Here is a 25,035-nt window from a genome sequence, read left to right as displayed (position 1 = left end):
CTTAGGCCCCTTTATTCATGTTAGAAACTTCGGCCACAGCGTCTTCGGCTTCGTGGCTGACGATCAGGCTTTCGGATGCACCTGTCCAAATACGCCACACGGCTTGGACCACCCGAAACAGGATAAGTACGGCGGCAATCGGCAAAATCGTATAAGGGATCATCCGCGGCATCTTGGCATAACGTTCGCCGTAGTTGATCCAGTCTTCCAGAAACCGCAAAAAGCCGGGCATCGGGATCTGGTCGGTTTCAAAGAAACTGCGCCCGCGCGCATCGGTGTCAAAGCCGGTGGGGAACCAACTGCCCGATGTGGGCGGCAGATCGGCAAACGGGGCCCATTGATCCCATGCGCCCTTAAACAGCAAAATCGCATAAAAAATTGTGATTACGCCAGCAACCAGCGCCACCACTTTGCGCGCACCGGGGGGCAGCATATTGGTGATCGCGTCGACGCCCAGATGGGCCGTCACTTTGAACCCGTACGCCACACCAAAAAGGACCAGCCATGCAAACAAAACAAGCGTGACCTCTTGGCTCCAGATGATCGAAAGATTGAACCCGTATCGCAGCACAACGTTGGCAAAGGTCAGCAACGTCATCAGGCCAATCAGCAGCCCGATCATGTTTTCCTCAAACCCGTGTACGGCACGACCAACCGGCCCAGAGGGCGTGTATTTCCGGCTCATGATGTGTGGTTCCCTATAACAAAGGGCGGACTGCACCCGCAGCCCGCCCTTAAATTGATAACCTTAGTTGGCTTCGTTGATCAGCTGTGCGGCGTCGATGTTTTCTTGACCGACTTCTTCAGCAAACTTCGCCCAAACAGGTTTCATGACATCCAACCAGACAGCACGCTGTTCTGGTGTCAGCTCGACGATGGTGCCGCCCGCATCCAGGATCGACTGACGCGCGGTCATATCGACCTCTTTTACCGCAGCGTTGCGCTCGGCTGTGACCTCGTTCAGGATCGTGATGAACTGGTCGCGCACGGCCGGATCTAGGCTGTCAAGAAAATCGACAGACGCGACGACCATGTAATCCAGAACGCCGTGGTTGGTTTCGGTGGTGCCGTCCTGCACTTCAAAGAACTTCTGGCCGTAGATGTTCGACCATGTGTTTTCCTGACCGTCGACAACGCCGGTTTGCAGTGCGCCGTATACTTCAGAGAATGCCATTGGCTGTGGCGATGCGCCCAAGGCTTCCATCTGCGCAACCAGCACGTCGGAAGGCTGTACGCGGAATTTCAGACCGTTTGCATCCGCAGGTGAAATCAGCGGCACATTGGCCGAAAACTGTTTCATGCCGTTGTGCCAATAGCCAAGCCCCTGCAAGCCGCGGCGCTGCATCGCGTCCAGCATGTTCTGGCCGGTTTCGGATGCCTGGAACGCGTCAACCGCGTCGATGTTTTTAAACATGAACGGCAGATCGAACAAACGGTAGGCTTTGGTGATGGATTCGAACAATGAAAGCGATGGCGCGGCCAGTTGCACGTCGCCGCGCAGCATGGCTTCGATCACTTGCTCGTCGGTATACAGTGTGGAGTTCGGGAAAACCTCCATACACATGGTGCCGTCCATTTCAGCGTTCACACGCTCGGCCAGCAGGCTTGCTGCGATGCCTTTGGGGTGCTTGTCTGTGTTTGTGACGTGGCTGAACTTTACAACGATCTCGCCATCGTCACAGCCCATCGGGTCTGCATATGCGGCTGATGCGATCACGGACATCGCGGCCATTGCGGCAGCGGTTTTCAGAAAAGTCATATTTTCTCCTCCCAAGAGAATGTTAGGCATGCCCGATGCGTCGGGCGAACGTCGCAACCAAACAGCGGCGTGACTGGGGATGCAAGGCACTTAAGATAAGGTAAGCATCATGCCTCAAGCCACTGTAAACATGACATTTATACAAAGTTATAAATGTTGGTCAAAAAACGGCGTGCGGATTTCCACACGCCGCTTTGCGCTAACAGTGCGGAAATCCGCACATTTTTTCAGCACCCAGAATCTATTGGTTCCGAAAATCATCCGCGCGCAGACCGTGCTTGGCCAGTTTATCATAAAATGTCTTGCGCGGCAGTTGCAGGTCTTTGACGACCTCGGTCGCGCGTCCGCCATGACGCTGCAAGGCAGCAATCAACAAAGACCGTTCCACCTGTGCCATCTGCGCCACCAAACCGCCCGCAGCCTGTTCATCATTTTCGTCCAACCCCAATGCAAACCGCATCGCGACATTCATCAACGCGCGGGCATTTCCTGGCCAGTCTTGGGCCATCAGGCGCGCCGTATGATCGGCGGTGATCACGGGCGGCGTCAGGTTTGCCTGCTCGCAGGCCTGCGCCACATAATGGTGAAACAGCACAGGAATATCCTCGGGTCGTTCATGCAGCGCCGGAATACGCACCCGCATCAGATCCAGCCTGTAAAACAGTTCAGGGTTAAACTGCCCAGCGCCCATCGCGTCTTGCAAGCTGCGCGTGGTCCCGGCAAGCACGCGTGCGTTCCCGCCCGCCTCGAGCCGATCCAGCAACGCTAACTGCATATCCGGTGTCAGACCCGTAATTTCATCGAAATACAGCGTCCCATCCAATCCGTCACTAAACGCCGCGTGCAACCCCGGTGCATCCAAAGACGATGCGGCCCGTTTGATGAACGGGCGTGATGCGGCGGCGGACAACAGGTGGATCACCTCAGCGACCTTAGATGTGCCTGACCCCGGCTCACCCAAAATCAGAACCTCGGTGCCAGCACGTGCGGCTGCCCGCGCCTGATTGCGCAAATCATCCGCCATTTTCGATCGGCCAAACAACATCCGCGACGCGGCATCGCCCGCCTCAAGCTCTGATTTCAGACGGCGATTTTCCAGCACAAGTCCGCGTGCGCGCAAGGCACGCACCACAACAGAAACAAGGTTCTGTGGCGCGCAGGGCTTTTCCAGAAAATCATAGGCCCCCGCAGACATGGCGCGCACAGCCATCGGAATATCTGCTTCTCCGGTCAGCAAGATCACCGGTAATTCCGGGTCAACTTCGCGCACATAATCCAACAGGTGAAACCCGTCACGGCCCGGCATCCGAATGTCGGATACGATGACGCCTGCGAAACCACGGGTCAGTTGGTCCTTTGCTTCGACGAATGATCCGGCCAGTGTCGGTGCAAGGTCGGCCAGTTCCAATGTCTGCCCCAATGCCTCGCGGATATCGCGATCATCATCTACCAGTAACACGCGTGTCGTCATGCGTCGCCCTCTTGCGCAACCGTATCCAATTCCACCGTGAACACGGCCCCACCATCTGGGTGATTGCGGCCACGGATCATGCCGCCAAAGCTTTGCACCAGACCGTAAGAAATGGATAGCCCCAGCCCCATCCCTTCGGCGGCACCGATCGCTTTGGTGGTATAAAAGGGTTCGAATATTTTCTCGGGCTCGGTAATGCCCGGGCCGGTGTCACGCACGGATACGGTGGTGCGGTCCGCGGCTTGCGTTAAACTGATGGTCAACTGCCTTGGATCACTTTCTTCCATCGCGTCCATCCCGTTTGACACAAGGTTCAAAATCACCTGCTGCAAACGGACTTCGCCGCCACGCACGATCATGGGCGCATCGGGCCGATCCCAAACCAGCGCGATTTTGTCCTGGACCGCGCGCGGCGTCACGATCTCAAGCACCGCATCGATCACCCCGACAATATCCACGTCCTTTGGCGGTTCCGCCTCTTGCCGGGCAAAGGCGCGCAAGTTGGTGATGATCCGGCCCATCCGGCGGGCCAGTTCAGAAATGCGGCCAAGGTTCTGCGCCGCCACATCCGGCTTGCCCCGCTCCAGAAACCCTTGCGCGTTTTCTGCAAACGACCGGATAGCGGTCAGCGGTTGGTTCAACTCGTGACTGATCCCCGCCGACATCTGCCCCAGCGCCGACAGCTTGCCCGCCTGCACCAGATCATCTTGGGCTTTTTGCAGCCTGACCTCAGCCGCGGTGCGATCCGCCACCTCGCGGCGCAAATTGGCATTCAACGCACGCAGTGCCGTCGTGCGGTCACGTACCCGCCGTTCCAGGCGCATGTTCAACGCAGCCAGTGACCGCCGACGCTGGGTCGCAACAGACAACAGCAACCCGAACGTCAGACACACCGCCGCAACCACCGCCGCTTGCAAGGCTGCCAGCTTGCGTGCAGGGGCCACGTCCACCAACACCTCGCCGCGCATCCCGATCACAGGCAGATCCAGTGTAACATGCAAGGCGTCGCGCGGCAGATACCTGCCGCCATCCACGCGCCACAGATCAAATCCTGCGGTCACCCGGTCGGCATACCCAACAAAAGGGGTGACTTTATCAAAAGGGTAACTATCCGACCCCGGCACGGCGGCATTACGTGCGCTGAAAATCAGTTCGGACCGGTTCGACAAGAACACAACCCCGTCGGTATCGGTAAAAAACAAGGCCGGGCGGGCACCGCGCCATGCGGACTCGACCGTTTCAACATCTGCATAGACCAGCACAACACCAATCACCGGACCGTCATCGGCAAACACAGGGGCCGCAAAGACAAAGGCGCGCCGCCCGTATGCCTCACTGTAGAGATGATGAAATCCCAACGCCCCGTCCAAGGCACGCGCCAAGTAGGGTCGCCCACGATGATCGACGTTCGGGGCACCCTCTGTCGCGGCCAATGTGACGCCGGTCTTGGCCACCAGCATGATATCCAGCGCACCCGTCTTATCCGCAATCTCTTGCAATACGGACTGCACTGCACCTGTGGGATTTTGCCCCGCAACCACTGCCTGCACCTGCGGGTGATCTGCCGTCAGCACCGCCAATTCGCGAAACCGGCGCAGTTCGCCCGTCAAACGATCCGACGCAAGCGCCAGATCTGCCTCGGCGCGCTGCTCAAGCGGGCCAAGGGCGGCAACATACCCATACCACCACACACCGCCTGCAAAACCGACAACAGCCGCCAAAAAAGCAGCGATTACCAAATGCCGTAGTCTTAAAAATCGTCCCATAGCACGCAACTTATCGACGCCCACTTGCATTGACCAGACAGGCGCGGCAAAGCTGCGCCATGCAACGTTTTTCCCAGTCCCCGACAGACCCCGCCTTCGTCCAAAACCCCTACCCGTTTTATGACCGCACCCGTGCGGGCGGCGACTTCTTTTGGTGGGAGGATTACAACATGGCCTGCGCGGTGTCGCATAGCGCCGTGCACGCGGTGCTGCGCAACCGGCAAATGGGGCGTGAATGCCCGCCCGAACTGGCGCCCAAAATCCCGCCCGCGCTGCAACCTTTTTACGACGTCGAAGCGCACTCCATGCTGGAACTGGAACCGCCGACGCACACGCGACTGCGGTCACTGGTGCTGCGCGCCTTCACCAGCCGGACGATTGCGGCCCTTGGGCCCGACATCACCCAGCTTTGCCATGATCTGATCGACAGCTTTCCAACCGGGCCGTTCGACCTGCTTACCGCTTACGCACAGCCTGTGCCTGTCGTCGTCATCTCGCGGCTACTGGGTGTCCCAGAAGACCGCGCCGATGATCTGCTGCGCTGGTCCAACGCGATGGTGTCGATGTATCAGGCCCGGCGCACCCCCGAAATCGAAGCCGCCGCCATCGCCGCCACCAACGATTTCACCGCCTTTATGCGTAGCTACATCACCAAGCGGCGCAAAACGCCGACCGACGATCTGATATCGACCCTGATCGCGGCCGAGGAAAACGGTGAAAAGCTGTCCGAGGACGAGCTGATCACCACCTGCATCCTGCTGCTGAACGCCGGACACGAGGCCACAGTGCACACGCTAGGCAACGGGGTAAAAACCCTGCTTGAACTTGATATTCGCGAAATTACAGACCCCTGCGTCGAGGAAATCATCCGCTTTGACCCGCCACTGCATATGTTTACCCGCTGGGTCTATGACGATGTGCAGATCGGTGACCAAGCCTTCAAGCGCGGCGACCAGATCGCCTGTCTGCTTGGGGCCGGCAACCGCGATCCGCGCGCCTATGACAATCCAAATACCTTTGATGCGGCCCGCAAGGGACCGCAAAACACCAGTTTCGGCGGCGGCATCCACTTTTGTGTCGGCGCGCCATTGGCCCGGCTGGAACTGCGCATCGCCCTCGAAACGCTGCTTAGCCGTTGCCCAAACCTGCAACTGGCACAGGCGCCCCGCTACGGGGACGTCTTCCACTTTCACGGACTGGAGCAGTTGATGGTTCGGGTCGCAGATTAGCGGCGAAGCCCGGATATGGGTGGGCAGCGCGAACGGCCCCCGCCTGATGTTCGCCAAATCGCCCACACGCGTTTTGCGGGACTTGTCAAACACGGCCCCAAGACAAGCACGCCATTCAAACACATAGTGACGTTTTTAATGCGCGCCTGTTGTGTCCCGTTTCTGGGACACAGGCAGTACCGCTACATTCCCTAGGTGTTGGAAATGGGGATGGCCCGGGCCATTTTACACGGCAAACTTAAATCCGGCGGTTTCTGTGCATATCAATTTTCCGTCCGTCGCAACATTACATTCGCGCAAAGCGTGTGTTTCGTTAAAATTTTCCACTTGAGAATTCGCGGCACCCTTCCTAAGCTGGCACAATATTTAGCTTCAAGGGGGGATCGTTAGCAAAATGGCAACAGAGTTTTCGCTATTCTATCTAGGCACAGCGCCAGAGATCGACACCATTGAAGGCAATCTGACGTCCGAGAACCATACCGCGTTGGAGGGGTTGGTTTTCGGTGGTCCGGGCGACACGATTTCCGGCAACCTTCAGACGCTGTCGCCTGATCCCACCAACTCTTACACTGGCGGCGCGAACGCCACCTCTTATGGGGCGGACAATCAATCCGAGAACGAGACGTTCTCGATCGATGGGGGTGCTCTGCAAACGCACGACACCACCATGCTCTATAATAACACTGTGATCACATACAGCGACGGACAAACCGTGACTGTCAATGCGATCGTAATGCAGGACACCAACGGAAATCTGTATCTGCTGCCACCGACAACCGGTCCCAACGCCTATTCGGACGCACTTGAGGCCAAGCCGATCGAATCGGTCACCCTTGGCACGGCAGCTCCATCTGGAGGAACCGACACCTATGGCATGACCGCAAGCCGTTACCTTCTGGAATTCAACTACGTTGACACCGACGGTGACGGCGTCATCAATTCCGACGACATCGACGATGATGGTGATGGCATTCTTGACGTCGATGAGGGCGTCACCTCGGAAGTTACCAGCACAATCACGGTCACCTTCGATGCCGACCCGTGGTCTGCAGTGGACCCCAACACCTGGGAACTTCGGGATGCTGATGGCGTCTTGATCGCAAGCGACACAACGATCGCAAACAGCACCTCTGTAACGGTGACCGTCGCTGCGACCGTAGGGGGAGACTACACATTTACGGTGTTCGATGGATTCGGCGACGGTCTGTCCGGCTCTTTCGAATCCGCCTTCTACAGTGTGCAGGTGGACGGTGTCACAGTCATCGATTCAGGCCAACGACCTAACTTTGGCACCCAAGCCACTCATACATTTTCGATCACACCCGAAGAGACATACACCGACACTGACGGCGACGGCGTCGCGGACCATCTGGATCTGGACAGTGACAATGACGGGATCACTGATAACGTCGAGGCGCAGACCACCTCGGGTTATGTGGCGCCTACGGGTATTGATAGTGACGGTGATGGGCTTGACGATGCTTATGAGACCGGCGGCCTTGCCCCGGTGGACACTGACGGGGACGGAATTGCGGATATTCTGGACACTGACAGCGACGGCGATGGCATCAGCGATACCGACGAAGCCGGCCACGGTGTAACGCAGGCCGCCATCGATGCCTCTGCCGATACGGATGGCGACGGAATTGCGGATGTCGTGGACGACGTGGTCGGGTACGATGCCAACGACGCCGATATTGACGGCGCGGGCAACTTCACGCTTGCCGATACCGACAATGACACCGCCCCCGATGGCACCGGCGCGGTGCCCCTTACCAACGATCTAGACTTCCGCGATGTGATCTGTTTTTCACGCGGCACAATGATCAGCACCAAGCGAGGCGAAGTCGCAGTAGAGGACATGTCAGAAGGCGACCTGGTTTTAACCGCCGATAATGGCTACCAGCGGCTAAGGTGGATCGGCAGTCAAATGGTGACCGCACAACGTCTGGACGATGAACCAAACCTGCGGCCGATTAAGATCAGCAAAGGTGCCCTAGGGGTTAACACGCCGTCCAGCGACCTAGTGGTTTCGCCTCAACACCGTGTTCTCGTGCGCTCCAAGATCGCCAGCAGAATGTTTGACACTCCCGAGATATTGGTGGCTGCCAAGTTCCTTCTGTCTGTAGGCGGCGTGTCCGAGGTGACCGATTGCGACGGCGTGGAATACTTTCATCTTTTGTTTGACCGCCATGAAGTGATCTCGTCTGATGGGGCATGGACAGAGAGCCTGTTCACTGGTCCACAGGCGTTGAAATCGGTCGGGCCGGACGCCCGCGCGGAAATCATGGCGCTTTTCCCGGAACTGATTGTACGCAATTACGCGGCGCAACCTGTTCGCACGCTGGTTTCTGGTCGCAAGGGGCGCAATTTGGCGTCTCGGCACGAAAAGAACCAAGTTGCATTGGTTGATTAGGCCGACCACCCCGCATCATGGATAGCCACGCAGCTACACCCAGCTGATATGAAAGCAACGCGTGATGCGCGGCAAACTATCAGGGAAACGTGGGCGAAGGTCGGCATTTCTGAACGGGTGTCTGGATCAAGGACATGTCGAAACCGAGGCGCGGCCCCTACGCAATAGCCCGCTGTGCAAGCACCTGTCAGGATTGCGGCCGTGCGATCAGTTACTGCACCTTAGGACTTTGGCAGTCCCTTGGGACGCATCAGTCGTTTTTGCGCGGCAATTCGGAAGGGTGCATTTGGCGCCCCAAACCCGGTGTAACCGTCCTTTCGCTGCACGATTTCAAAGAATATCCCACCGGCAAAGGGCCTTGAATAAAATTGGAAAAATGCGCCACTGGCGTCTTCGTCATACAAGATATTTCCCGCCCGCAACGCGGCAAGCAGTGGCGGCGAAAGGTCAAAGCGCGCCGTCAAATCAGCGTAATAATTGTCCGACATTGGCAACGGCTTGAACCCAAGATCATGCATCGCCGCAGAGGTCGCAAAAATGTCTTGCGTCGCCAAGGCAATGTGCTGCACCGACGCCCCGAAACTGTCGGCAAGGAAATTACCCGCCATCGTGCGATGTGTTTCTGCACCGTTCAGAGTGATCCGGAACGTTCCCCCCGGCGTCTCCAAGGCCTGACTGCGCACCAACCCGTCCGGGTCCACAACATCGACCATCGGTGATTTTTTCATGTCAAACAGCGATGTATAAAACAAAGACCAACTTAGCATCTCGTCATAACTCATGGTCTGGGCAAGGTGGTCAACACGCTGCAGCCCCGCCCCTATCTGCGGTTGCGCGGCGCCGGCAAATTCAATATCCCACACGGAATTAAGGTCGCTGGCGCGGTCGATAAAGTGCAACACGCTTCCGCTCAACCCACGGATGGCAGGAATATCGAGTTCACCCGGCCCCGTCGGCTGCGAGAACGGGCGCGCACCCAGACTGATTGCGCGTGTCACAACATTTTCAGCGTTATCAACGGCGAGACCAATGTCACACACGGTGGTGCCATGCATGGCAAAGGCGCTACTTGCATAGCCAATGGTGTCTCTGTTGACCACGAATTTCAAATCAGATTGGGTCCATAGCGACAGGTTCTTGGCAATGTGATCACCTGACTTGCTAAAACCAAGTGTCTGCAGCACCGCTTCAAGATCATCCGCCTCGGTTCCACGCGATGCAAATTCGATGAATGACACGTTTTCGACAGCGGCGCGTTGGGGCATGACATCAAACACTTGGTTTGCGCTTGGCTCTTCGCGTTTCACGTCATCCATCAGCGCGATCAGCGAACGAAACCCATCCTTCGCAATGTTTTTCGGCTGCCCGCCGCGAAACTGGTCGTTGAATATCTCAAGCGAAAACGGCCCAGCGTAACCTGTCGCAACAACAGCTTTAACAAAGTCTTTTACCGCCAAATCGCCTTCGCCCGGCATATTGCGAAAATGGCGCGACCAGTACAGTAAATCCATGTCAATCGCAGGCGCATCCGCGAGTTGGACAAAGAAAATCTTGTCACCGGGAATGCGTCGGATCGTGTCAGGATCAATTTTCCGCGAAAGCGTGTGAAAGCTGTCCAGTATCAGACCTACGCTGTGGTGATCGGCACGCCGGACGACCTCCCATGCGTCGCGGTGATCGTTGATGTGTCGTCCCCATGCGAGCGCCTCAAACCCGACACGCAGGCCGCGCTTGGCGGCGCGTTCACCCAGCGCATGAAAATCTTGCGCAGCACGGTCGATGCCTCCCAATGCCTCCGGGTGGCAGGACGAACACACCAACACAAGGTCGGTGCCGAGGTCTTGCATCAAATCAAATTTGCGCTCAGCGCGATCAAAGGCTTTGCCGCGCAGGGCTGTGGGCAGACCTTCGAAATCGCGGAACGGTTGGAATAGCATGATTTCCAATCCCATTGATCGGATCAGGTCACCCACCTCGCGGGGGTTCCCATCGTGGGCGATGAAGTCTTGTTCAAATATCTCGATCCCGTCAAAGCCCGCCTCTGCAATTGCTTCCAGCTTTTCTGGCAGGTTTCCGGAAATAGAGACGGTCGCAATTGACGTTTTCATAGCTCTGGTCCTTGAATTTCTGCCCGCAATGCGACCAGATCAGCATCTCTTCCAGAAAATATCTTCCACGCATCCACACCCTGTCCGAAGAACAGTTCATAGCCAGAAATGACGGACAGCCCTGCCCGCGCGGCATCTTGGATAAACTGGGTCTCGACCGGGGTGTATACCGCGTCAAATGCCCACTTCGCACCGTTCATATGCGCGGCCGCCAACGGGCTGCCCCCAATCCCGACCATGCCAAGTGGCGTACAGTTGATAATGCCGTCGGCACCCTGCGCGGCCACCACGGGATCATTGTGGACTTCGATCTTACAAGACGTTCCCAATCCGCGCAGGGATGTCGCAAGGGCGATCGCCTTGTCTGGGTTCAGGTCGACACAGCGGATGCAACTTGCGTTTAGACCGATCAACCCGAAGGCCACCGCTTTTCCGACACCACCTGTACCGATCAAGCAAACAGTGCCAGCGTCACCTTGGCCCAGAATGTTCCGGTAGGCCGCCATAAAACCAGTGTAGTCGGTGTTATACCCAATCGGCCCTGTATCCGCGAATACCACCGTGTTTACGGCGCCAATGCCCCGCACAAGCGGATCGATCACGGTCACACGTGATGTCACCTGCTCCTTGTAGGGGTATGTCACATTGATCCCACGAAATCCGGTGTCCTTGGCCTGGTCAAAAACCTCGTCAAATGTCAGCCCGAGATCCTTGGGGATCAACCGGTCGTAGACAACGTCAAGACCAACCAATCGCCCGGCAATCCGATGAAGGCGTGGCGATTGCGACCGTGTGATGTTGTCGCCAATCAGCCCAAGATGCAGATCAGGTTTCATGCTTTGAACACCTTCTTTTTTGCCGCGGCCCATAAAGGTGTCTGGCTGATGAAAATCAGAATTACAGCAGTGAATAAAGTCAGCGAAAGCGGGCTGCTGACAATACCCGCGAAAAACTTTGGCAGGCTCTCGCGTTCGGATATGATCGCGCGCCGCCAGTTATCATCAAGCAATCGCGACAAGATCACACCAAGGATCACAGGGCCAAGCGGATAGTCGTAATGCTTCAAAAAATAGCCCAGAATACCAAAGCCAAGCATCCAATAGATATCGGTGATTGCGTTATTGACCGCATACGCACCAACGATGGACAGCAATAAGATCAAAGGTATTAAAACCGCACGCGGCATCTCGACGATCTTGGTGAACACGCGGATCCCTGTCAGGCCAAAAACCAACATAAAGACGTTTGCCATCGCAAGAGAGCCCACGATAAACCAGAACATATCTGGCTTATCGATCATCAGCATCGGACCCGGGTTCAAACCGTGAATATACAGCGCACCGATCATGATGGCCGTGACGGCGTCGCCCGGAATTCCAAGCGTCATCATCGGAATAAATGCACCGCCCACGGCAGCATTGTTTGCGGTCTCAGGCGCGACCAGACCCTCCATTGCCCCCTCGCCAAAGGGAACCTTGGGGTTTTTGGTCACACGCTTTGCATGGTCGTAGGCCATCAGCGCGGCAATGTCGCCACCGGTTCCCGGCAATGCGCCAATGATGACCCCGATGCTGGATGTTTGCAGCGACAGCGGCAAATAGGTGCGGATCACGCGCCACGACGGCACAATCTTACTGATCTTTTGTTTTATGGCTGGCGTATCAAGGTGGTGAAGTTGGTGTAACGCCTCAGATACACCGAACATCCCGATCATCACCGCGATGAAAGACACGCCTCCGCGCAACAGTTGCGTGTCAAAGGTGAAGCGTTCGGTGTACGTTAACGGGTCCATTCCCACCGCACCGATCGCGATACCAAAAGCACCGGCAAAAATGCCCTTGAGCAGGCTTCCACCCGACAGCGATCCGACAAGCAATATCCCCAAAACAGCGAGCAACATATAGTCGCGGGGTTGGAAGCTGAGTGCGAAATCGGACACCAGCGGGGCCGCGACTGCAAGAACGGTAATGCCGATCAAACCGCCGACAAAGGACATCACTGTTGTGACGCCAATGGCAGTACCTGCTTCTCCCTTTTGTGCCATCGGATAGCCATCCATCGCCGTGGCAATCGCAGACGGCGCACCCGGAATATTAAGAAGGATCGCCGTGCGCGACCCGCCGTAAACACCCCCCATGTAGATACCGATCATCAGCGCGATGGCAGGCTGCACATCCCATGAAAATGTGAACGAAATCAGAATTGAAACAGCCATTGTGACCGACAAGCCAGGAATGGCACCAACGTAGATCCCCGCCAGCGTTCCCAAGCCCACCAACACCATCAGCTGTGGGTGTGTCCAAACCGTGAGAAAATAGGAAAGCGTCTCGGGCATCACTTTTCCCCCGCGAAAATGTGGCGCATCCACGCCAATATTTCACCCTCTGGCACGATACCCGCGGGCATCAACACGGTGAATACAATCCGAAATACCAAATAGATGCCCAACAGGCATGCCAGACCTACGATTGTCGCAAAAAACCACGACCGACGGCTGAGATATTTGATCGTCACCAGCAAGAACACGGCGGAGGTCGGCAAAAAGCCAAGTGGCTTCAGTGCAATTGCGTAGGCAATCAACAGCGCCGCGATAATGGCGATCCGTGGCGGCATGATGTCGACGAAAAACTTGCCTTGCGTGTCGGGCGTGGCACGCGATGTTTGATAAAACACGAGGGACGCCGTGATGACCATGACCAGCGTTGTCGCCATGGGAATTGCTCCGGGCGCGCTCAGTGCTTCGAATTTTGAAATGCTGTATGCGCTGACCAATAGACCGATACTGGCGATCGTCAGGAAAGCAGCGAATGCAAGTTCACCAGACTTGCGTTTGGCGGGGTGTTTCATGGCGACCTCGTGCAATAAGACGGCAGTGTGCCAACGGTCATCGCATTGATGTTGCGGTAACAATTGTTGTCGGGGTGCGGCGCATAGGGGGCCGCAATCGGCCCCCTAAAAAATCATTCCGGACGTTCAATACCAAAGTCAGCGGGCGATGCTTTGGTCAGACCAGCGTCGTTCATCAGCCACGCAGTGTTTTGCTGCCACTTTGTTAAAAAAGCCTGCGCTTCATCGCCAGAGATGTTCATCATTGTAAACCCGCGACCATTCATCAGGTCGATAAAGTCCTGCGCCTCTGCGCCCGTGGCATATGCCGCGGAAAGGCTTGCAATCACATCGTCAGGCGTCCCGTTCTTTACGAACACGCCAAAGAACGGACCCCAGGGCAGGAATTTTTCAAACTCGGGGTTTGTCGACGTGATGGTTGGGACATCAGGCAATGCCGCGTTGGGTTCAATGTCGAACACCGCCAGCGGCTTCATTGTACCTGCACGGATTCCCTCGACGGAGGCCCCAAGAACAGCAGGCATCACGTCGATGGCACCACCTTGCAAGGCAGTCAAGGCCGGGCCATCACCATCGTAGGGAACAAAGATCACATCGAGTTCGGTGCCCGACGTGATCATGGCGGTTACGACAGACGGGAGGCCGCCAGGGCCTGTTGACCCGAACTTCACTTCGCCGGGGTGTGCCTGAATATAGGCGATCATTTCAGGGTATGTATCAAAGGGCGCATCAGGACTGGACACCAAAATCGGCGTCCCGCGTGCAAGCAGATTGATCGGCGTAAAGTCTGTATAATCTTTGTCACCAAGCCCCATGACTTTGTACAGCATCGGGTTTTCGGCGCCCATCAGCACGGTATACCCGTCCGCCTCTGCATCCACCACGTAGTTTAGCGCAATCGCGCCCACCCCGCCCGTCATGTTCTGCATGACAATGGACCCACCAAGAACCTCTTCTGCATGTGGCGTTACGGCCCGCATCACGGTGTCTGTCGATCCGCCTGCGCCCCACTGAATGATGCCTTGAATTTCTTTTGTTGGATAACCCTCGGCTGTTGCAACGGACGTGCTAACGCCAAGCGCAACAACGGCGCATATCATCTTAAACGACATTTCTGCCTCCCCTATGTGTTTTTGGCTCTCGAATCGCTCCTCGCCTCGAAAGCCGCAAACGCATTTATGTACCCACGGGTTAATTTGTCAATAAATGTTCACACGGGTTAAATTGATGCTATACACCGACGGCAAACACTTATCAGGGGCAAATTCGATGGACGTCGATAAGCAAAGCGATTCCAAAGCACGCAAAACGTCGTGGAAGAAAGACCCTGCCGCAGTGCAAGAAAATATCCTTGAAGTCGCGACCCAGGAGTTCGCAGCCCACGGGCTGACCGGCGCGAATATCAACGAAATCGCCGAAAAAACATCAACGTCGAAACGGATGATTTACTACTACTTTGGTGACAAAGTCGGCCTTTATTGCAAAGTGCTTGAAGGCGTCTATTCTTCATTGCGCAACAGCGAAGATCTGCTTGAGGTTGGCGGGCTAGAGCCGGTCGAAGCTTTGCGCACCCTCGTTCTTGCGACGTTTGATGCCCATGTGCGCTCGCCCCAATTCATCCGTCTGGTCATGATCGAAAATATACATAATGCCGAGTATTTACGTAAATCAGAGATCGTACCACGCCTGAACCGCTCGATCATCGACAAGCTGATCGACGTCTGTGATCGCGGCAAAGCAGCAGGATTATTCCGCGAAGGAACTGATCCACTGCAACTTCACTGGCTCACCAGTTCGTTCAGCTTTTATAACATCTCAAATCGCGCCACATTCACCGCGTCTTTCGGGCCGTCGCTCTTTGACACCGCGATGCAAGCGCAGCTAAAAGTCCGGGCCACGGATATGGTGCTGGCCGCCGTTGTGATTGGCTACGAACCCACATCATGGAACTGATTAAAATGGGTTTCGCGTGACTTCTATTCATGCCCGATCAACCCATCAGCGCGGCATCGTTCCGATGCTTTCACCCGTATAGGTCGCCACCAAATACGCGCGACGCTATGCTACAGCGGCAATGCCACCGTCGATTTAATTTCCTCCATCGACAGCAACGCGGTGACGTTATGCACCTTCACCTCTGATATCAGCGCTTGATAGAATGTGTCATAGGCACGGGCATTTTTGACCCGCACCTTCAGGATGTAATCAATATCGCCGGCCAGACGGTGTGCCTCTTGCACTTCGGGGCGGGATTTCAGCGCCTTAAGGAACTTTCCCTGCCAATCCGCGTCATGTTCCGACGTGCGGATCAGCACGAAAAAGCAGGCCTCGAATCCCAGCGCTTCTGCATCCAGCAATACCGTCTGCTGTCCGATGATTCCCGCATCGCGCATTTTGCGGATTCGGTTCCACACAGGCGTTTTCGAAGAGCCTACATTTTTGGCAATTTCGTCCAGTGACTGCGCCGCATCCGCCTGTAAAGCCGCTAAAATTTTCCGGTCTGTTGCGTCAATCCGTACCGACATTCTGAATTCTCCAATTTCGCAGGACAGGCGGTCCAAATTTGGCAATTGCCAGAACAAACTTCCTTAAACGCCGCCTAGGGGAAGCAAATAGCAGAACGATGTTCTATATTAAAGACAACAAATCAGAGGTCCCTATGCAGCACTTTCCCATCTTCCTAGCCGTTGCAGGCCGCCGCATTGTCCTTTCGGGCGGTGGCGATGCCGCTTTGGCGAAGCTGCGGTTGCTTCTCAAGACCGAAGCCAGACTGACAGTCATCGCCGCTGACGTGGCACCCGAAATCACCCGCTGGGCCGCTGATGGCAAACTGACAGTCATTCGCCGCGCGATGGCACCTGGTGACGCGATTTGCGCTGCGCTGTTTTATGCGGCCAACGAAGACGACGTCGAAGATGCCCGTGTCGCAGCCATCGCCCGCGCCGATGGTGCCTTGGTGAACATCGTCGATAATCTGGCCGATAGCCAATTCATCACACCTGCCATTGTGGACCGCGACCCGGTGACGATCGCCATCGGCACCGAAGGCGCGGCCCCTGTTCTGGCCCGCGCGATCAAAGCCGACCTTGAGGCGCGCCTGCCCACGTCGCTTGGCACCCTGGCGCGTATCGGAAAAACGTTCCGTCATGCGGTCGACGTCCTTCCAATGGGTAGAAAGCGGCGCGATTTCTGGTCTGCATTCTACTTTAATGCCGGGCCAAAAGCCATTGATGACAAAGGCACAAGCGCCGTCATCCCAACATTGGAAACCTTGCTGGATGCTCACATCATGGCGACCGCAAAATCAGGGCATGTTGACCTTGTCGGTGCAGGCCCCGGCGACCCCGAACTGCTGACCCTCAAGGCGCGCAACGCGCTCGACAAGGCGGATGTGGTGATCCACGACCGGTTGGTCACGCCCGAGATTTTGGAACTCGCCCGCCGCGAAGCGATCATTATCGATGCCGGCAAAGAAGGTTTTGGCCCGTCGATGTCGCAATCCGATATTGACGCGCTGATCGTGCAACATGCGCAACACGGCCACCACGTTGTCCGGCTGAAGGCCGGAGATCCAACCGTGTTTGGCCGCCTGGACGAGGAAATCGAAGCACTGGAAGCCGCCGACATCAGCTACCGCATTATCCCCGGTATCACGGCCGCGTCGGCAGCTGTTGCAGGGATCGGGCAAAGCCTGACAAAACGGGGCCGCAATGCATCGGTGCGCCTGATCACGGGCCATGACACCAAAGGTTATGCCGATCAAGACTGGCGCGCGCTTGCCGTCCCGGGCGAAGTTGCAGCGATTTATATGGGCAAGAAAGCTGCCCGGTTTATCCAAGGGCGTCTGCTGATGCACGGTGCCGATCCGGCGACTCCGGTGACGATCATTGAAAACATCAGCCGCACCAACCAGCGGGTCATCGCGACCACGCTGGGTGAACTGGAACCCACAATGACCCATGCAGACCTGACCGGCCCTGCCATCACATTTTACGGCCTTGCCCCGCGCGACGCCGCTGCTCAATCGCAAAAACTCAAGGAGTTTGCATAATGTCCCGTGCATTTTCACCCAAAGTCATCACCGCCAATGCGCTACTGGAAGGTGACGCCGTTTGGCTGACAGAAGATGACCGCTGGACCCGCGACATCAAAGAGGCCGAATTGATGACCGATGAAGCCCACGCTGATCTGCGCCTGCTAGAAGCCCAAGCACGCCAGGATGAAATTGCGGGCGTCTATCTGGCGGATGCAAAATCCGGCGAGGACGGCCCAGAGCCAACCCACTTTCGCGAAACATTCCGCACACGCGGTCCGTCAAACTATGCCCACGGCAAACAAGTAGAGCTTTAATTATGTATGTATACAACGACTTCGACGAAGCTTTTGTCCGCGAGCGTGTTGCCCAATTCCGCGGCCAAGTTGAACGCCGCATCGACGGATCACTGACCGAAGACGAATTCAAGCCTTTGCGCCTGATGAACGGTCTGTATCTGCAACTGCACGCCTACATGCTGCGCGTTGCAGTACCTTACGGCACCCTGAACGCACCGCAGATGCGCCAACTGGCGTACATTGCTGATAAATGGGACAAGGGCTACGGCCACTTTACGACGCGTCAAAACATTCAGTACAATTGGCCTGCACTGCGGGACGTTCCCGATATGTTGGCCGCTTTGGCTGATGTCGGGATGCACGCGCTGCAGACGTCTGGCAACACCATCCGCAACGTCACCGCGGATCATTTCGCGGGTGCCGCCGCTGATGAAATCGCTGATCCGCGCCCGGTGGCCGAACTGCTGCGCCAGTGGTCGACCGACCACCCGGAATTCCAGTTTCTACCGCGTAAATTCAAGATTGCCGTGTCGGGGTCAACACATGACCGCGCCGTGATCCGTGCGCATGATATTGGCTTGCAAATTGTGCGCAATGACGCAGGCGAAATCGGCTACGAGGTGATCGTGGGGGGCGGGCTTGGCCGCACGCCGATGGTGGGCAAAACATTGCGCGCCTTCTTGCCGCAAGCGGACCTGCTGCCCTACTGCGAGGCGATCGTCAGCGTTTACAACCTGCTGGGACGCCGCGACAACAAATATAAAGCGCGGATCAAAATCACGCTGCACGAAAATGGTGTGGAAAAGATTCGCGAACTGGTCGAAGACCGGTTTACCTCTATCCGTCGCGAATTTTCCGGCATCGATCAGGCGTGGCTGACACAAATCGAAGCCGCATTTGCTGCGCCCGCATTTGTGACGAAATCAACGGATGGCTACGATGCTGCGCGTCAGGCAAACCCGGCATTCCGGTCGTGGTCGGACACCAATCTGGCCGCGCACAAGCAGCCCGGCTATGCCATCGTGTCGATCAGCATCAAAAAACATGGCGCGACCCCCGGTGACGCGACATCCGACCAGATGCGCGCAATGGCAGACATCGCAGAGGCCTATGGCCACGGTGAACTGCGGATCAGCCACGAACAGAACGTGATCCTGCCGCATGTGCATAAATCTGACCTTCCTGCCGTGTACGCAGCCTTGCGTGCGGCGGATCTGGCAACCGCGAATGTCGGGCTGGTCAGCGATATTATCGCCTGCCCCGGCATGGATTATTGCGCGCTGGCCACCGCACGGTCGATCCCCATCGCGCAAGAAATCGCAACCCGTTTTGATGAGCTAAAGATTGAACACGACATTGGTCAGCTCAAAATCAAAATCTCGGGCTGCATCAATGCCTGTGGCCACCACCATGTGGGGCATATCGGCATTCTCGGGCTCGACCGCGCTGGTGTTGAAAACTACCAGATCACATTGGGCGGCGATGGCACCGAAACAACAACAATTGGCGAACGTGCCGGTCCCGGTTTCAGCGCCGAAGAAATCGTGCCCGCCATCGAACGTTTGGTCACAGGATATTTGGAGCTGCGCAATGACGCTGATGAAACATTCCTACAAGCCTACCGCCGCTTGGGGCTTTCCCCATTCAAAGCAATCCTTTATCCAGCCGAGGACCAAGCAAATGCCGCATAACGACGTCGCAGAGCGCCGTAATGTGTTGCACCGCGACAGCGATGCGCAGAGCATTCTCGGCCATGTTCTTGATGACGTTGAAATAGGGAAGGTCGCGGTTGTGTCGTCTTTTGGCGCCGAAAGCGTCGTGCTTTTGCACATGGTGTCGCAAATCAACAAAGACACGCCAATCCTGTTTCTGGACACAGAGATGCTGTTCGACGAAACGCTGCAATATCAGAAAGATGTCGCTGAAAAGCTGGGACTGACCAACGTCCAAGTTATCACGCCGTCCCGCGAAGCGCTGCTGCGCGAGGATGTCGACGGGCTGTTGCATCAGGCGGATACCGACGCTTGCTGCGATCTGCGTAAAACCCGCCCGCTTGAACTTGCGTTGCAGGGGTTCGACGGCTGGATCACCGGGCGCAAACGTTTTCAGAACGGGCAACGCGCCGCTCTGCCGCTTTTTGAAAAAGAAGCAGGCCGGATCAAGGTTAATCCGCTTGCGAATTGGGGCCCGGCGGACCTTCAGGCCTATATTACAGAACACAACCTGCCCCGGCATCCGTTGGTGGCGCAGGGCTATCCATCTATCGGCTGTGGCCCTTGCACAACCCGTGTGGGTGAAGGCGAAGATCCGCGTGCAGGCCGCTGGCGGGATAGCGACAAAGAAGAATGCGGTATTCACTTTGAAAACGGCAAAATGGTACGGAGCGGAAAAGCAGCATGAGTGTGATTGTTACAGACAATGGATTTGGCGTCGAAGATTGGGTGCACGGCTTTGTTGCCCGCGACGATGCGGCGGCAAACGGGATGCAAGGCATTGACCTTCCGTCTGACACTGCGCCTGACACGTTGGCGTCGCTTGCGAACGCGCCGATGATCCGCATCGACTTTCCGTCATTTGCTGATGGGCGCGGGTTTACGCTGGCGTCCATTCTGCGCCGGGCGGGTTTCACGGGGCGTCTGCGCGCGCGCGGTCATGTGATCGCCGACCAATACGCCATGGCGCGCCGGTCCGGTTTTGACGAGGTCGAAATCGACGATGCGCTTGCGGCACGTCAGCCCGAAGACCAATGGCTGTTCCGCGCCGATTGGCAAAACCACAACTATCAGGCCCGAATGCGCGGATAACCCCCTTTCCCTGATCCATTTCAATGTCTAAACCGGAGGGCGGCCCGATAAGGGTCACCAATGTAAATTATGACCGAGCAAACACCTGTGACCCTAGCAACTGCCAAAGCTGTCCCCACCCTGCCCGACGCCCAAACGGTAACAGAGGTCAAACACTATACTGACAACCTGTTTTCCTTTCGGGTAACACGCCCCGCATCACTGCGGTTCCGGTCGGGTGAATTTGTGATGATCGGCTTAATGGGCGACCCGAACCCCGAAACAGGCAAGCAAAAGCCGTTGCTGCGTGCTTACTCCATTGCATCCCCATCTTGGGACGAAGAACTGGAATTCTATTCGATCAAGGTCCAAGACGGGCCGCTGACATCCAAGCTGCAGCACATCAAACCCGGTGACGAGATCATTTTAAAGCCGAAACCTGTGGGAACACTGGTCCATGACGCACTGTTGCCAGGCAGTCGGCTATATTTTTTCGCGACCGGGACGGGCTTTGCGCCGTTTGCGTCGCTGCTGCGCGAACCCGACACGTATGAGAAATACGACGAGGTGATCATCACGCACACATGTCGCGATGTTGCTGAACTGACTTACGGTCGCGACCTGATTGAAGGCATCAAAAAAGACGAGCTGATGATCGAGTTGCTGGGCGAAGAAAATCTGGCCAAGATCAAATACTACCCGACAACCACACGTGAACAGAGCCCAAAGATGGGCCGGATCACGACGCTCATCGAAAATGGGGAATTGTTTGCGGATCTTGGTGTGCCACCGCTGAACCCGGCAACCGACCGTGCGATGGTCTGTGGGTCGCTGGCCTTTAATCTTGATATCAAGGCACTGATGGAAAAGGCCGGGTTACACGAAGGTGCGAATTCTGAACCCGGCGAATTCGTGATCGAAAAGGCGTTTGTCGGATAACATCGGTAGACCATCAAATTAAAAAGGCCGCGTCAGAACTGACGCGGCCTTTTGTATTGCGGTCAGATGGGATTACTCGCGACCCATCATACCTTTAAGTTGGTCCAGAACGCTTTGCAGAAGTTCTGGATTGTCTTTGGCAGCGGTTAGCGCAGTTGTGATTGTTGTTTTCTGCATCTCTGACAGGTCAGATCCTGCAATCAGCTCCATCACTTTGTCAGCGTCGAAACCATCGGTCGACAAAAGGTCTGCGACTTCTTCCGGTGACATTTCATCTGCTTCAGAAACTGCCGTCATATCAATCTCGGCCGAAGGCGATGATACTGCGGCTTCGGCTGCCGCAGCGGCGGCAGCTTCATTTGCAGCAGCAGCTTCTTCTGCGGCGACAGTCGCCGCTTCGAATTCAGCGGCAATTTCGGCCGCTGCAGCTGCAGCTTCCAGCTCAGCCGCGGCGGCGGCAGCGGCAGCGGCTGCTTGGTCGGCGGCAGCGGCAGCAGCCGCTTGTGCTGCTTCTTGTGCGGCTTGCGCTTCCAAGGCCGCTTGTTCTGCTTGGGCGGTTGCCCCCGTCAGCACACCAACAGCGGCGGCAGGACCACGTCCTTCGACGGCATATTGATAGCCAAAGAAACCAAGCACGGCCACAATGATCAAAATCGCAATTGCTCTCATGGATTTCTACCTTTCCAGTTTGTATTTTGGGTCAATTCGACCCTCATCGCGGATATGTCAGAAGCGCGTCGCAAGGTGAAGTGGTATTAGCGGGGAAAAACTCTTGTTTATACGCAGTTTTGCGGGTTGAAGAGCGGGCGCTGGCGGTCTATTTTACGCATCACCCATTTGGAACAATTAAAGGATAAAGACCATAGGACGCAGACCTCATAACGCCCCACCGCAACGCGATTCAGGGGCACGGATCAACGGAAGTATCCGAGGAAGCGAAATTCGCCTGATTGGCGCAGACGGTGAAAACGTAGGGGTTGTCACCCCAGCGCGTGCGCTTGTCATGGCAGAAGAAGCAGGACTTGATCTTGTCGAAATCTCGCCCAATGCGACGCCGCCCGTGTGCAAGATCATGGACTATGGCAAATTCAAATACGAGACTCAGAAAAAGGAAGCTGAGGCGCGTAAGAAACAAAAGATCATCGAGATCAAAGAAATCAAGTTTCGTCCGAATACTGACAGCAATGACTACGAAGTCAAAATGCGTAACGTGTTCAAGTTTCTTGAAAATGGCGACAAGGTTAAAATCACGCTGCGTTTCCGTGGCCGCGAAATGGCCCACCAAGATCTGGGTCGTCAATTGTTGGAACGTGTCGCCGAAGACACGAAGGACGCCGGGAAAGTGGAAAACTTTCCAAAAATGGAAGGCCGTCAAATGGTTATGCTTATCGGACCGCTTCCGAAATAGCAGGCACCATCACTGGATGACAAAAGGCCCCCGCGAAAGCGAGGGCCTTTTTGCATTTGCGGTCGGGGTATACTGCCGCGCCGGATGATGTGCGTGTCACGGCGTCTGCAATACGTTTGACGTAAAAAGGCCCGCGCGATGGCGCGGGCCTTTTGGTCCGTGATTTCGCCTTAGTTCAGCAGCGACGTAATGTTGCGGATCGATGCCCGACGGTTTTCACGCTCTGCCGACAGTGTTTGAACCTTCAAGATGCTCTCGCCATAACCTTGGGTAATCAGGTTTTCGGGTGGAACGCCAAAGTATTCCGTCATCGCAAGCGCCACTGTTTCCGCGCGGCGGTCAGACAAAGCCAGGTTGTATCCTGCGTCACCAACCGCATCGGTATGCCCTTCGATCAGGAACACCTGGCTTGGATCCTCGCTGATGATTTCAGCGATAGCGCGGCCTAGATTGGTAAGTTCCTCGGCTTGGCTTGGGTCAATGGCGGCGGAACCCGACGCGAATGTCACCGTGTCCAACTGCACCTCTGGGGCAAGTACGCGCACCTGCTCGATGTTACGAATCTGACGCAACGAGAAAGTACGCTCCAACTGTGTGCTTTGTTGCACCATCAAGGCACGACGCAAGGCTTCGACGTCCGACTGCGACGCACGCGTTTCAACCACTGTTTGGGCCGGCAATTCACTTACGACCACGGCTTGCGATTCTTGGGTGTCATCGAACAGTGACACTTGGGTCCCATCTTCCAAAATGCGTGCCCGACGCAGGACGCGACCGTCACTGCTGCGAATGGTCACGATTTGCGTGCCATCGGCGCGGGTTACAACAGTCCGTGTTGACCCGTCGTCAAATGTGCGCGTCTGGACCTGCGCACCCGGTTGACGCAACAGCACATCGTCGTCCTTTAGAACGACCAGCTCTCCGTCACGTTCGACCACGACACGGTCGCCACTGTTCGATACAACGGCATCGCCGTTATTCAAAACAGACCCGACCACGGCCGCGCCAAGACCCAAAAGCAGCGCTTTTTCAAAGTTGCTCAGACCGCCTGTCTGGCCGCCACCCTGATTTGATTCAGCGCGGGCTTCTCCGGTTGCTTTGGTCGTGAAATCCTCGGAGCTGCTGCGCACGTCTTCCGCGCTCAGCTCTTCAACTTCAACATCTTCGGCCACCCCGTCTTCGGCCAGATCAGCACTGTCCATTTCCGCTGCGGCAGCGGCAGGTGCAGTTTCTTCTTCGATAATGATATCTTGCTTCACCTCGGCTTCAGCTTCGGCTTCGGCGTCGACTGTCGCGGCTGGGGTGGTTTCTTCGGCGGGTGCCTCTGTCGTTGCAACCGGCTCTGCGGGTGCTGCCTCTTCAGCGGTGGTTGCCGTCGCTTCCGGCTCTGCGGTCACCTCGTCGGTGAGCGGCACAACTTCTTCACCAGGCATGTCGGTGCTGGTCTCTGCATCTGCCGCCGGGCTTGCAGTTTCGGCTTCTGGTTCAATCTGCGGCAGCTCCGCCTCGATTACGGCTTCGGCGTCTGCTTCGGGCGCGTCTACCACAGGTTCATCAGCGACGGGCTGTTCTGCCACTGGCTCTTCGACGGCGGGCGTTTCTGCAACCGGCTCTTCAACAATCGGCTCTTCAACAACGGGCGCTTCCGCCAAAGGTGCGTCTTCCATCGGCGCATCTGCAAGCGGCGCGTCAGTCGGCACCATCTCCGGATCCAACGTCACGGCCTCTAAGGCATCCTGATCCAGTGCGATGTCACCGTTTACGTCAAGACAGGGAAAAACCGGTGCTGCCTCTACATCGGTCATGTCGACACAAGATTCGAGCGCGTTCAGATCAATCGTAATGTCCTGCGCTGCAAGCGGGCTTGCGGTCATCGCAAAGCTCAACACGACAGATGTCGTCGATTTTAAATATGATTTTCCCATGGGACCCTCGTAAAGTTTTATCTCCTAATTGGAGACGTCTCAGTGGAACGCA

22 protein-coding genes are annotated in these 25,035 nt (G+C 56.3%); 10 read left to right on the top strand and 12 right to left on the bottom strand.

All coding sequences use genetic code 11. The annotated features are described in order from the left end of the window. Position 1: 1 nt before the first annotated feature. The 4 genes from ACXJGX_RS11895 to ACXJGX_RS11880 form a co-directional block, all read right to left on the bottom strand. On the bottom strand, positions 2-685 hold the full coding sequence (locus tag ACXJGX_RS11895; RefSeq protein WP_474781873.1) for a TRAP transporter small permease: 684 nt from the start codon (positions 683-685) through the stop codon (positions 2-4). A gap of 63 nt (positions 686-748) precedes the next feature. Continuing rightward, entirely contained in the window at positions 749-1,759 is a 1,011-nt protein-coding gene (locus ACXJGX_RS11890; RefSeq protein ID WP_474781871.1) for a DctP family TRAP transporter solute-binding subunit, read from the bottom strand. Between the two features lie 241 nt (positions 1,760-2,000). Then, positions 2,001-3,230: a sigma-54-dependent transcriptional regulator gene (locus tag ACXJGX_RS11885; protein WP_474781869.1), complete on the bottom strand. Its 1,230-nt coding sequence runs from the start codon at positions 3,228-3,230 to the stop codon at positions 2,001-2,003. Then, positions 3,227-4,996 carry a sensor histidine kinase gene (locus ACXJGX_RS11880; protein ID WP_474781867.1) on the bottom strand — a complete coding sequence of 590 codons (1,770 nt, stop codon included), beginning with the start codon at positions 4,994-4,996 and terminating at the stop codon, positions 3,227-3,229. The genes ACXJGX_RS11885 and ACXJGX_RS11880 overlap by 4 nt, the downstream gene beginning before the upstream one ends. Positions 4,997-5,055: 59 nt before the next feature. Between ACXJGX_RS11880 and ACXJGX_RS11875 the strand changes: the two genes are divergently transcribed. Next, complete coding sequence (locus ACXJGX_RS11875) at positions 5,056-6,225, top strand: cytochrome P450 (RefSeq protein WP_474781865.1); 1,170 nt, start codon at positions 5,056-5,058, stop codon at positions 6,223-6,225. Between the two features lie 394 nt (positions 6,226-6,619). Continuing rightward, on the top strand, positions 6,620-8,641 hold the full coding sequence (locus tag ACXJGX_RS11870; RefSeq protein WP_474781863.1) for a Hint domain-containing protein: 2,022 nt from the start codon (positions 6,620-6,622) through the stop codon (positions 8,639-8,641). Between the two features lie 221 nt (positions 8,642-8,862). Here the strand turns inward: ACXJGX_RS11870 and ACXJGX_RS11865 are convergent, their stop codons facing one another. The 5 genes from ACXJGX_RS11865 to ACXJGX_RS11845 all read right to left on the bottom strand — a co-directional run bounded on the left by ACXJGX_RS11865 (position 8,863) and on the right by ACXJGX_RS11845 (position 14,708). After that, complete coding sequence (locus ACXJGX_RS11865; protein ID WP_474781861.1) at positions 8,863-10,749, bottom strand: bifunctional sugar phosphate isomerase/epimerase/4-hydroxyphenylpyruvate dioxygenase family protein; 1,887 nt, start codon at positions 10,747-10,749, stop codon at positions 8,863-8,865. Then, the gene (locus tag ACXJGX_RS11860; RefSeq protein ID WP_474781859.1) at positions 10,746-11,585 is read right to left on the bottom strand and encodes a shikimate dehydrogenase family protein; all 840 of its coding nucleotides are present in this window, start codon (positions 11,583-11,585) and stop codon (positions 10,746-10,748) included. The genes ACXJGX_RS11865 and ACXJGX_RS11860 overlap by 4 nt, the downstream gene beginning before the upstream one ends. Continuing rightward, the gene (locus tag ACXJGX_RS11855) at positions 11,582-13,084 is read right to left on the bottom strand and encodes a tripartite tricarboxylate transporter permease (protein ID WP_474781857.1); all 1,503 of its coding nucleotides are present in this window, start codon (positions 13,082-13,084) and stop codon (positions 11,582-11,584) included. The genes ACXJGX_RS11860 and ACXJGX_RS11855 overlap by 4 nt, the downstream gene beginning before the upstream one ends. Then, the gene (locus tag ACXJGX_RS11850; protein ID WP_474781855.1) at positions 13,084-13,596 is read right to left on the bottom strand and encodes a tripartite tricarboxylate transporter TctB family protein; all 513 of its coding nucleotides are present in this window, start codon (positions 13,594-13,596) and stop codon (positions 13,084-13,086) included. Before ACXJGX_RS11850 ends, ACXJGX_RS11855 begins: the two co-directional genes overlap by 1 nt. A 113-nt stretch (positions 13,597-13,709) precedes the next feature. After that, positions 13,710-14,708 carry a Bug family tripartite tricarboxylate transporter substrate binding protein gene (locus ACXJGX_RS11845; protein ID WP_474781853.1) on the bottom strand — a complete coding sequence of 333 codons (999 nt, stop codon included), beginning with the start codon at positions 14,706-14,708 and terminating at the stop codon, positions 13,710-13,712. A gap of 157 nt (positions 14,709-14,865) precedes the next feature. On the opposite strand from ACXJGX_RS11845, the gene ACXJGX_RS11840 reads away from it, so the two are divergent. Then, on the top strand, positions 14,866-15,549 hold the full coding sequence (locus tag ACXJGX_RS11840) for a TetR/AcrR family transcriptional regulator (RefSeq protein WP_474781852.1): 684 nt from the start codon (positions 14,866-14,868) through the stop codon (positions 15,547-15,549). A gap of 110 nt (positions 15,550-15,659) precedes the next feature. Here the strand turns inward: ACXJGX_RS11840 and ACXJGX_RS11835 are convergent, their stop codons facing one another. After that, positions 15,660-16,121, bottom strand: a complete 462-nt coding sequence (locus tag ACXJGX_RS11835) for an Lrp/AsnC family transcriptional regulator (RefSeq protein ID WP_474781850.1) — start codon at positions 16,119-16,121, stop codon at positions 15,660-15,662. Positions 16,122-16,255: 134 nt separating this feature from the next. On the opposite strand from ACXJGX_RS11835, the gene cysG reads away from it, so the two are divergent. The 6 genes from cysG (at position 16,256) to ACXJGX_RS11805 (ending at position 21,650) form a co-directional block, all read left to right on the top strand. Continuing rightward, complete coding sequence (cysG, locus tag ACXJGX_RS11830) at positions 16,256-17,647, top strand: siroheme synthase CysG (protein ID WP_474781936.1); 1,392 nt, start codon at positions 16,256-16,258, stop codon at positions 17,645-17,647. After that, entirely contained in the window at positions 17,647-17,946 is a 300-nt protein-coding gene (locus ACXJGX_RS11825) for a DUF2849 domain-containing protein (RefSeq protein WP_474781848.1), read from the top strand. The genes cysG and ACXJGX_RS11825 overlap by 1 nt, the downstream gene beginning before the upstream one ends. Positions 17,947-17,948: 2 nt before the next feature. Beyond that, positions 17,949-19,619 (top strand): nitrite/sulfite reductase, encoded by a 1,671-nt coding sequence (locus tag ACXJGX_RS11820; RefSeq protein WP_474781846.1) that lies wholly within the window; start codon positions 17,949-17,951, stop codon positions 19,617-19,619. Continuing rightward, entirely contained in the window at positions 19,609-20,328 is a 720-nt protein-coding gene (locus tag ACXJGX_RS11815; RefSeq protein WP_474781844.1) for a phosphoadenylyl-sulfate reductase, read from the top strand. Before ACXJGX_RS11820 ends, ACXJGX_RS11815 begins: the two co-directional genes overlap by 11 nt. Next, positions 20,325-20,732 (top strand): DUF934 domain-containing protein, encoded by a 408-nt coding sequence (locus ACXJGX_RS11810; RefSeq protein ID WP_474781842.1) that lies wholly within the window; start codon positions 20,325-20,327, stop codon positions 20,730-20,732. The genes ACXJGX_RS11815 and ACXJGX_RS11810 overlap by 4 nt, the downstream gene beginning before the upstream one ends. 69 nt (positions 20,733-20,801) lie before the next feature. Continuing rightward, positions 20,802-21,650, top strand: coding sequence for a ferredoxin--NADP reductase (locus ACXJGX_RS11805; RefSeq protein ID WP_474781840.1), 849 nt, complete (start codon positions 20,802-20,804; stop codon positions 21,648-21,650). 72 nt (positions 21,651-21,722) lie between these two features. Here the strand turns inward: ACXJGX_RS11805 and ACXJGX_RS11800 are convergent, their stop codons facing one another. Continuing rightward, positions 21,723-22,319 (bottom strand): hypothetical protein, encoded by a 597-nt coding sequence (locus ACXJGX_RS11800; protein ID WP_474781838.1) that lies wholly within the window; start codon positions 22,317-22,319, stop codon positions 21,723-21,725. A 184-nt stretch (positions 22,320-22,503) separates the two neighbouring features. Between ACXJGX_RS11800 and infC the strand changes: the two genes are divergently transcribed. Continuing rightward, positions 22,504-23,058: a translation initiation factor IF-3 gene (gene infC, locus ACXJGX_RS11795; protein ID WP_474781934.1), complete on the top strand. Its 555-nt coding sequence runs from the start codon at positions 22,504-22,506 to the stop codon at positions 23,056-23,058. 170 nt (positions 23,059-23,228) lie between these two features. Here infC and ACXJGX_RS11790 read toward each other — a convergent pair whose 3' ends face one another. After that, positions 23,229-24,983 carry an OmpA family protein gene (locus ACXJGX_RS11790; RefSeq protein WP_474781836.1) on the bottom strand — a complete coding sequence of 585 codons (1,755 nt, stop codon included), beginning with the start codon at positions 24,981-24,983 and terminating at the stop codon, positions 23,229-23,231. Positions 24,984-25,035: the final 52 nt, after the last annotated feature.

Source organism: Yoonia sp. SWMV100 (assembly GCF_056108365.1).
This window is presented reverse-complemented; position numbering and strand designations above follow the sequence as displayed.

What these genes read in the sequence shown, in the direction of transcription:
- ACXJGX_RS11895 (WP_474781873.1), bottom strand. Translation starts at nt 685, where the DNA reads ATGAGCCGGAAATACACGCCCTCTGGGCCGGTTGGTCGTGCCGTACAC.
- ACXJGX_RS11890 (WP_474781871.1), bottom strand. Translation starts at nt 1,759, where the DNA reads ATGACTTTTCTGAAAACCGCTGCCGCAATGGCCGCGATGTCCGTGATC.
- ACXJGX_RS11885 (WP_474781869.1), bottom strand. Translation starts at nt 3,230, where the DNA reads ATGACGACACGCGTGTTACTGGTAGATGATGATCGCGATATCCGCGAG.
- ACXJGX_RS11880 (WP_474781867.1), bottom strand. Translation starts at nt 4,996, where the DNA reads ATGGGACGATTTTTAAGACTACGGCATTTGGTAATCGCTGCTTTTTTG.
- ACXJGX_RS11875 (WP_474781865.1), top strand. Translation starts at nt 5,056, where the DNA reads ATGCAACGTTTTTCCCAGTCCCCGACAGACCCCGCCTTCGTCCAAAAC.
- ACXJGX_RS11870 (WP_474781863.1), top strand. Translation starts at nt 6,620, where the DNA reads ATGGCAACAGAGTTTTCGCTATTCTATCTAGGCACAGCGCCAGAGATC.
- ACXJGX_RS11865 (WP_474781861.1), bottom strand. Translation starts at nt 10,749, where the DNA reads ATGAAAACGTCAATTGCGACCGTCTCTATTTCCGGAAACCTGCCAGAA.
- ACXJGX_RS11860 (WP_474781859.1), bottom strand. Translation starts at nt 11,585, where the DNA reads ATGAAACCTGATCTGCATCTTGGGCTGATTGGCGACAACATCACACGG.
- ACXJGX_RS11855 (WP_474781857.1), bottom strand. Translation starts at nt 13,084, where the DNA reads ATGCCCGAGACGCTTTCCTATTTTCTCACGGTTTGGACACACCCACAG.
- ACXJGX_RS11850 (WP_474781855.1), bottom strand. Translation starts at nt 13,596, where the DNA reads ATGAAACACCCCGCCAAACGCAAGTCTGGTGAACTTGCATTCGCTGCT.
- ACXJGX_RS11845 (WP_474781853.1), bottom strand. Translation starts at nt 14,708, where the DNA reads ATGTCGTTTAAGATGATATGCGCCGTTGTTGCGCTTGGCGTTAGCACG.
- ACXJGX_RS11840 (WP_474781852.1), top strand. Translation starts at nt 14,866, where the DNA reads ATGGACGTCGATAAGCAAAGCGATTCCAAAGCACGCAAAACGTCGTGG.
- ACXJGX_RS11835 (WP_474781850.1), bottom strand. Translation starts at nt 16,121, where the DNA reads ATGTCGGTACGGATTGACGCAACAGACCGGAAAATTTTAGCGGCTTTA.
- cysG (WP_474781936.1), top strand. Translation starts at nt 16,256, where the DNA reads ATGCAGCACTTTCCCATCTTCCTAGCCGTTGCAGGCCGCCGCATTGTC.
- ACXJGX_RS11825 (WP_474781848.1), top strand. Translation starts at nt 17,647, where the DNA reads ATGTCCCGTGCATTTTCACCCAAAGTCATCACCGCCAATGCGCTACTG.
- ACXJGX_RS11820 (WP_474781846.1), top strand. Translation starts at nt 17,949, where the DNA reads ATGTATGTATACAACGACTTCGACGAAGCTTTTGTCCGCGAGCGTGTT.
- ACXJGX_RS11815 (WP_474781844.1), top strand. Translation starts at nt 19,609, where the DNA reads ATGCCGCATAACGACGTCGCAGAGCGCCGTAATGTGTTGCACCGCGAC.
- ACXJGX_RS11810 (WP_474781842.1), top strand. Translation starts at nt 20,325, where the DNA reads ATGAGTGTGATTGTTACAGACAATGGATTTGGCGTCGAAGATTGGGTG.
- ACXJGX_RS11805 (WP_474781840.1), top strand. Translation starts at nt 20,802, where the DNA reads ATGACCGAGCAAACACCTGTGACCCTAGCAACTGCCAAAGCTGTCCCC.
- ACXJGX_RS11800 (WP_474781838.1), bottom strand. Translation starts at nt 22,319, where the DNA reads ATGAGAGCAATTGCGATTTTGATCATTGTGGCCGTGCTTGGTTTCTTT.
- ACXJGX_RS11790 (WP_474781836.1), bottom strand. Translation starts at nt 24,983, where the DNA reads ATGGGAAAATCATATTTAAAATCGACGACATCTGTCGTGTTGAGCTTT.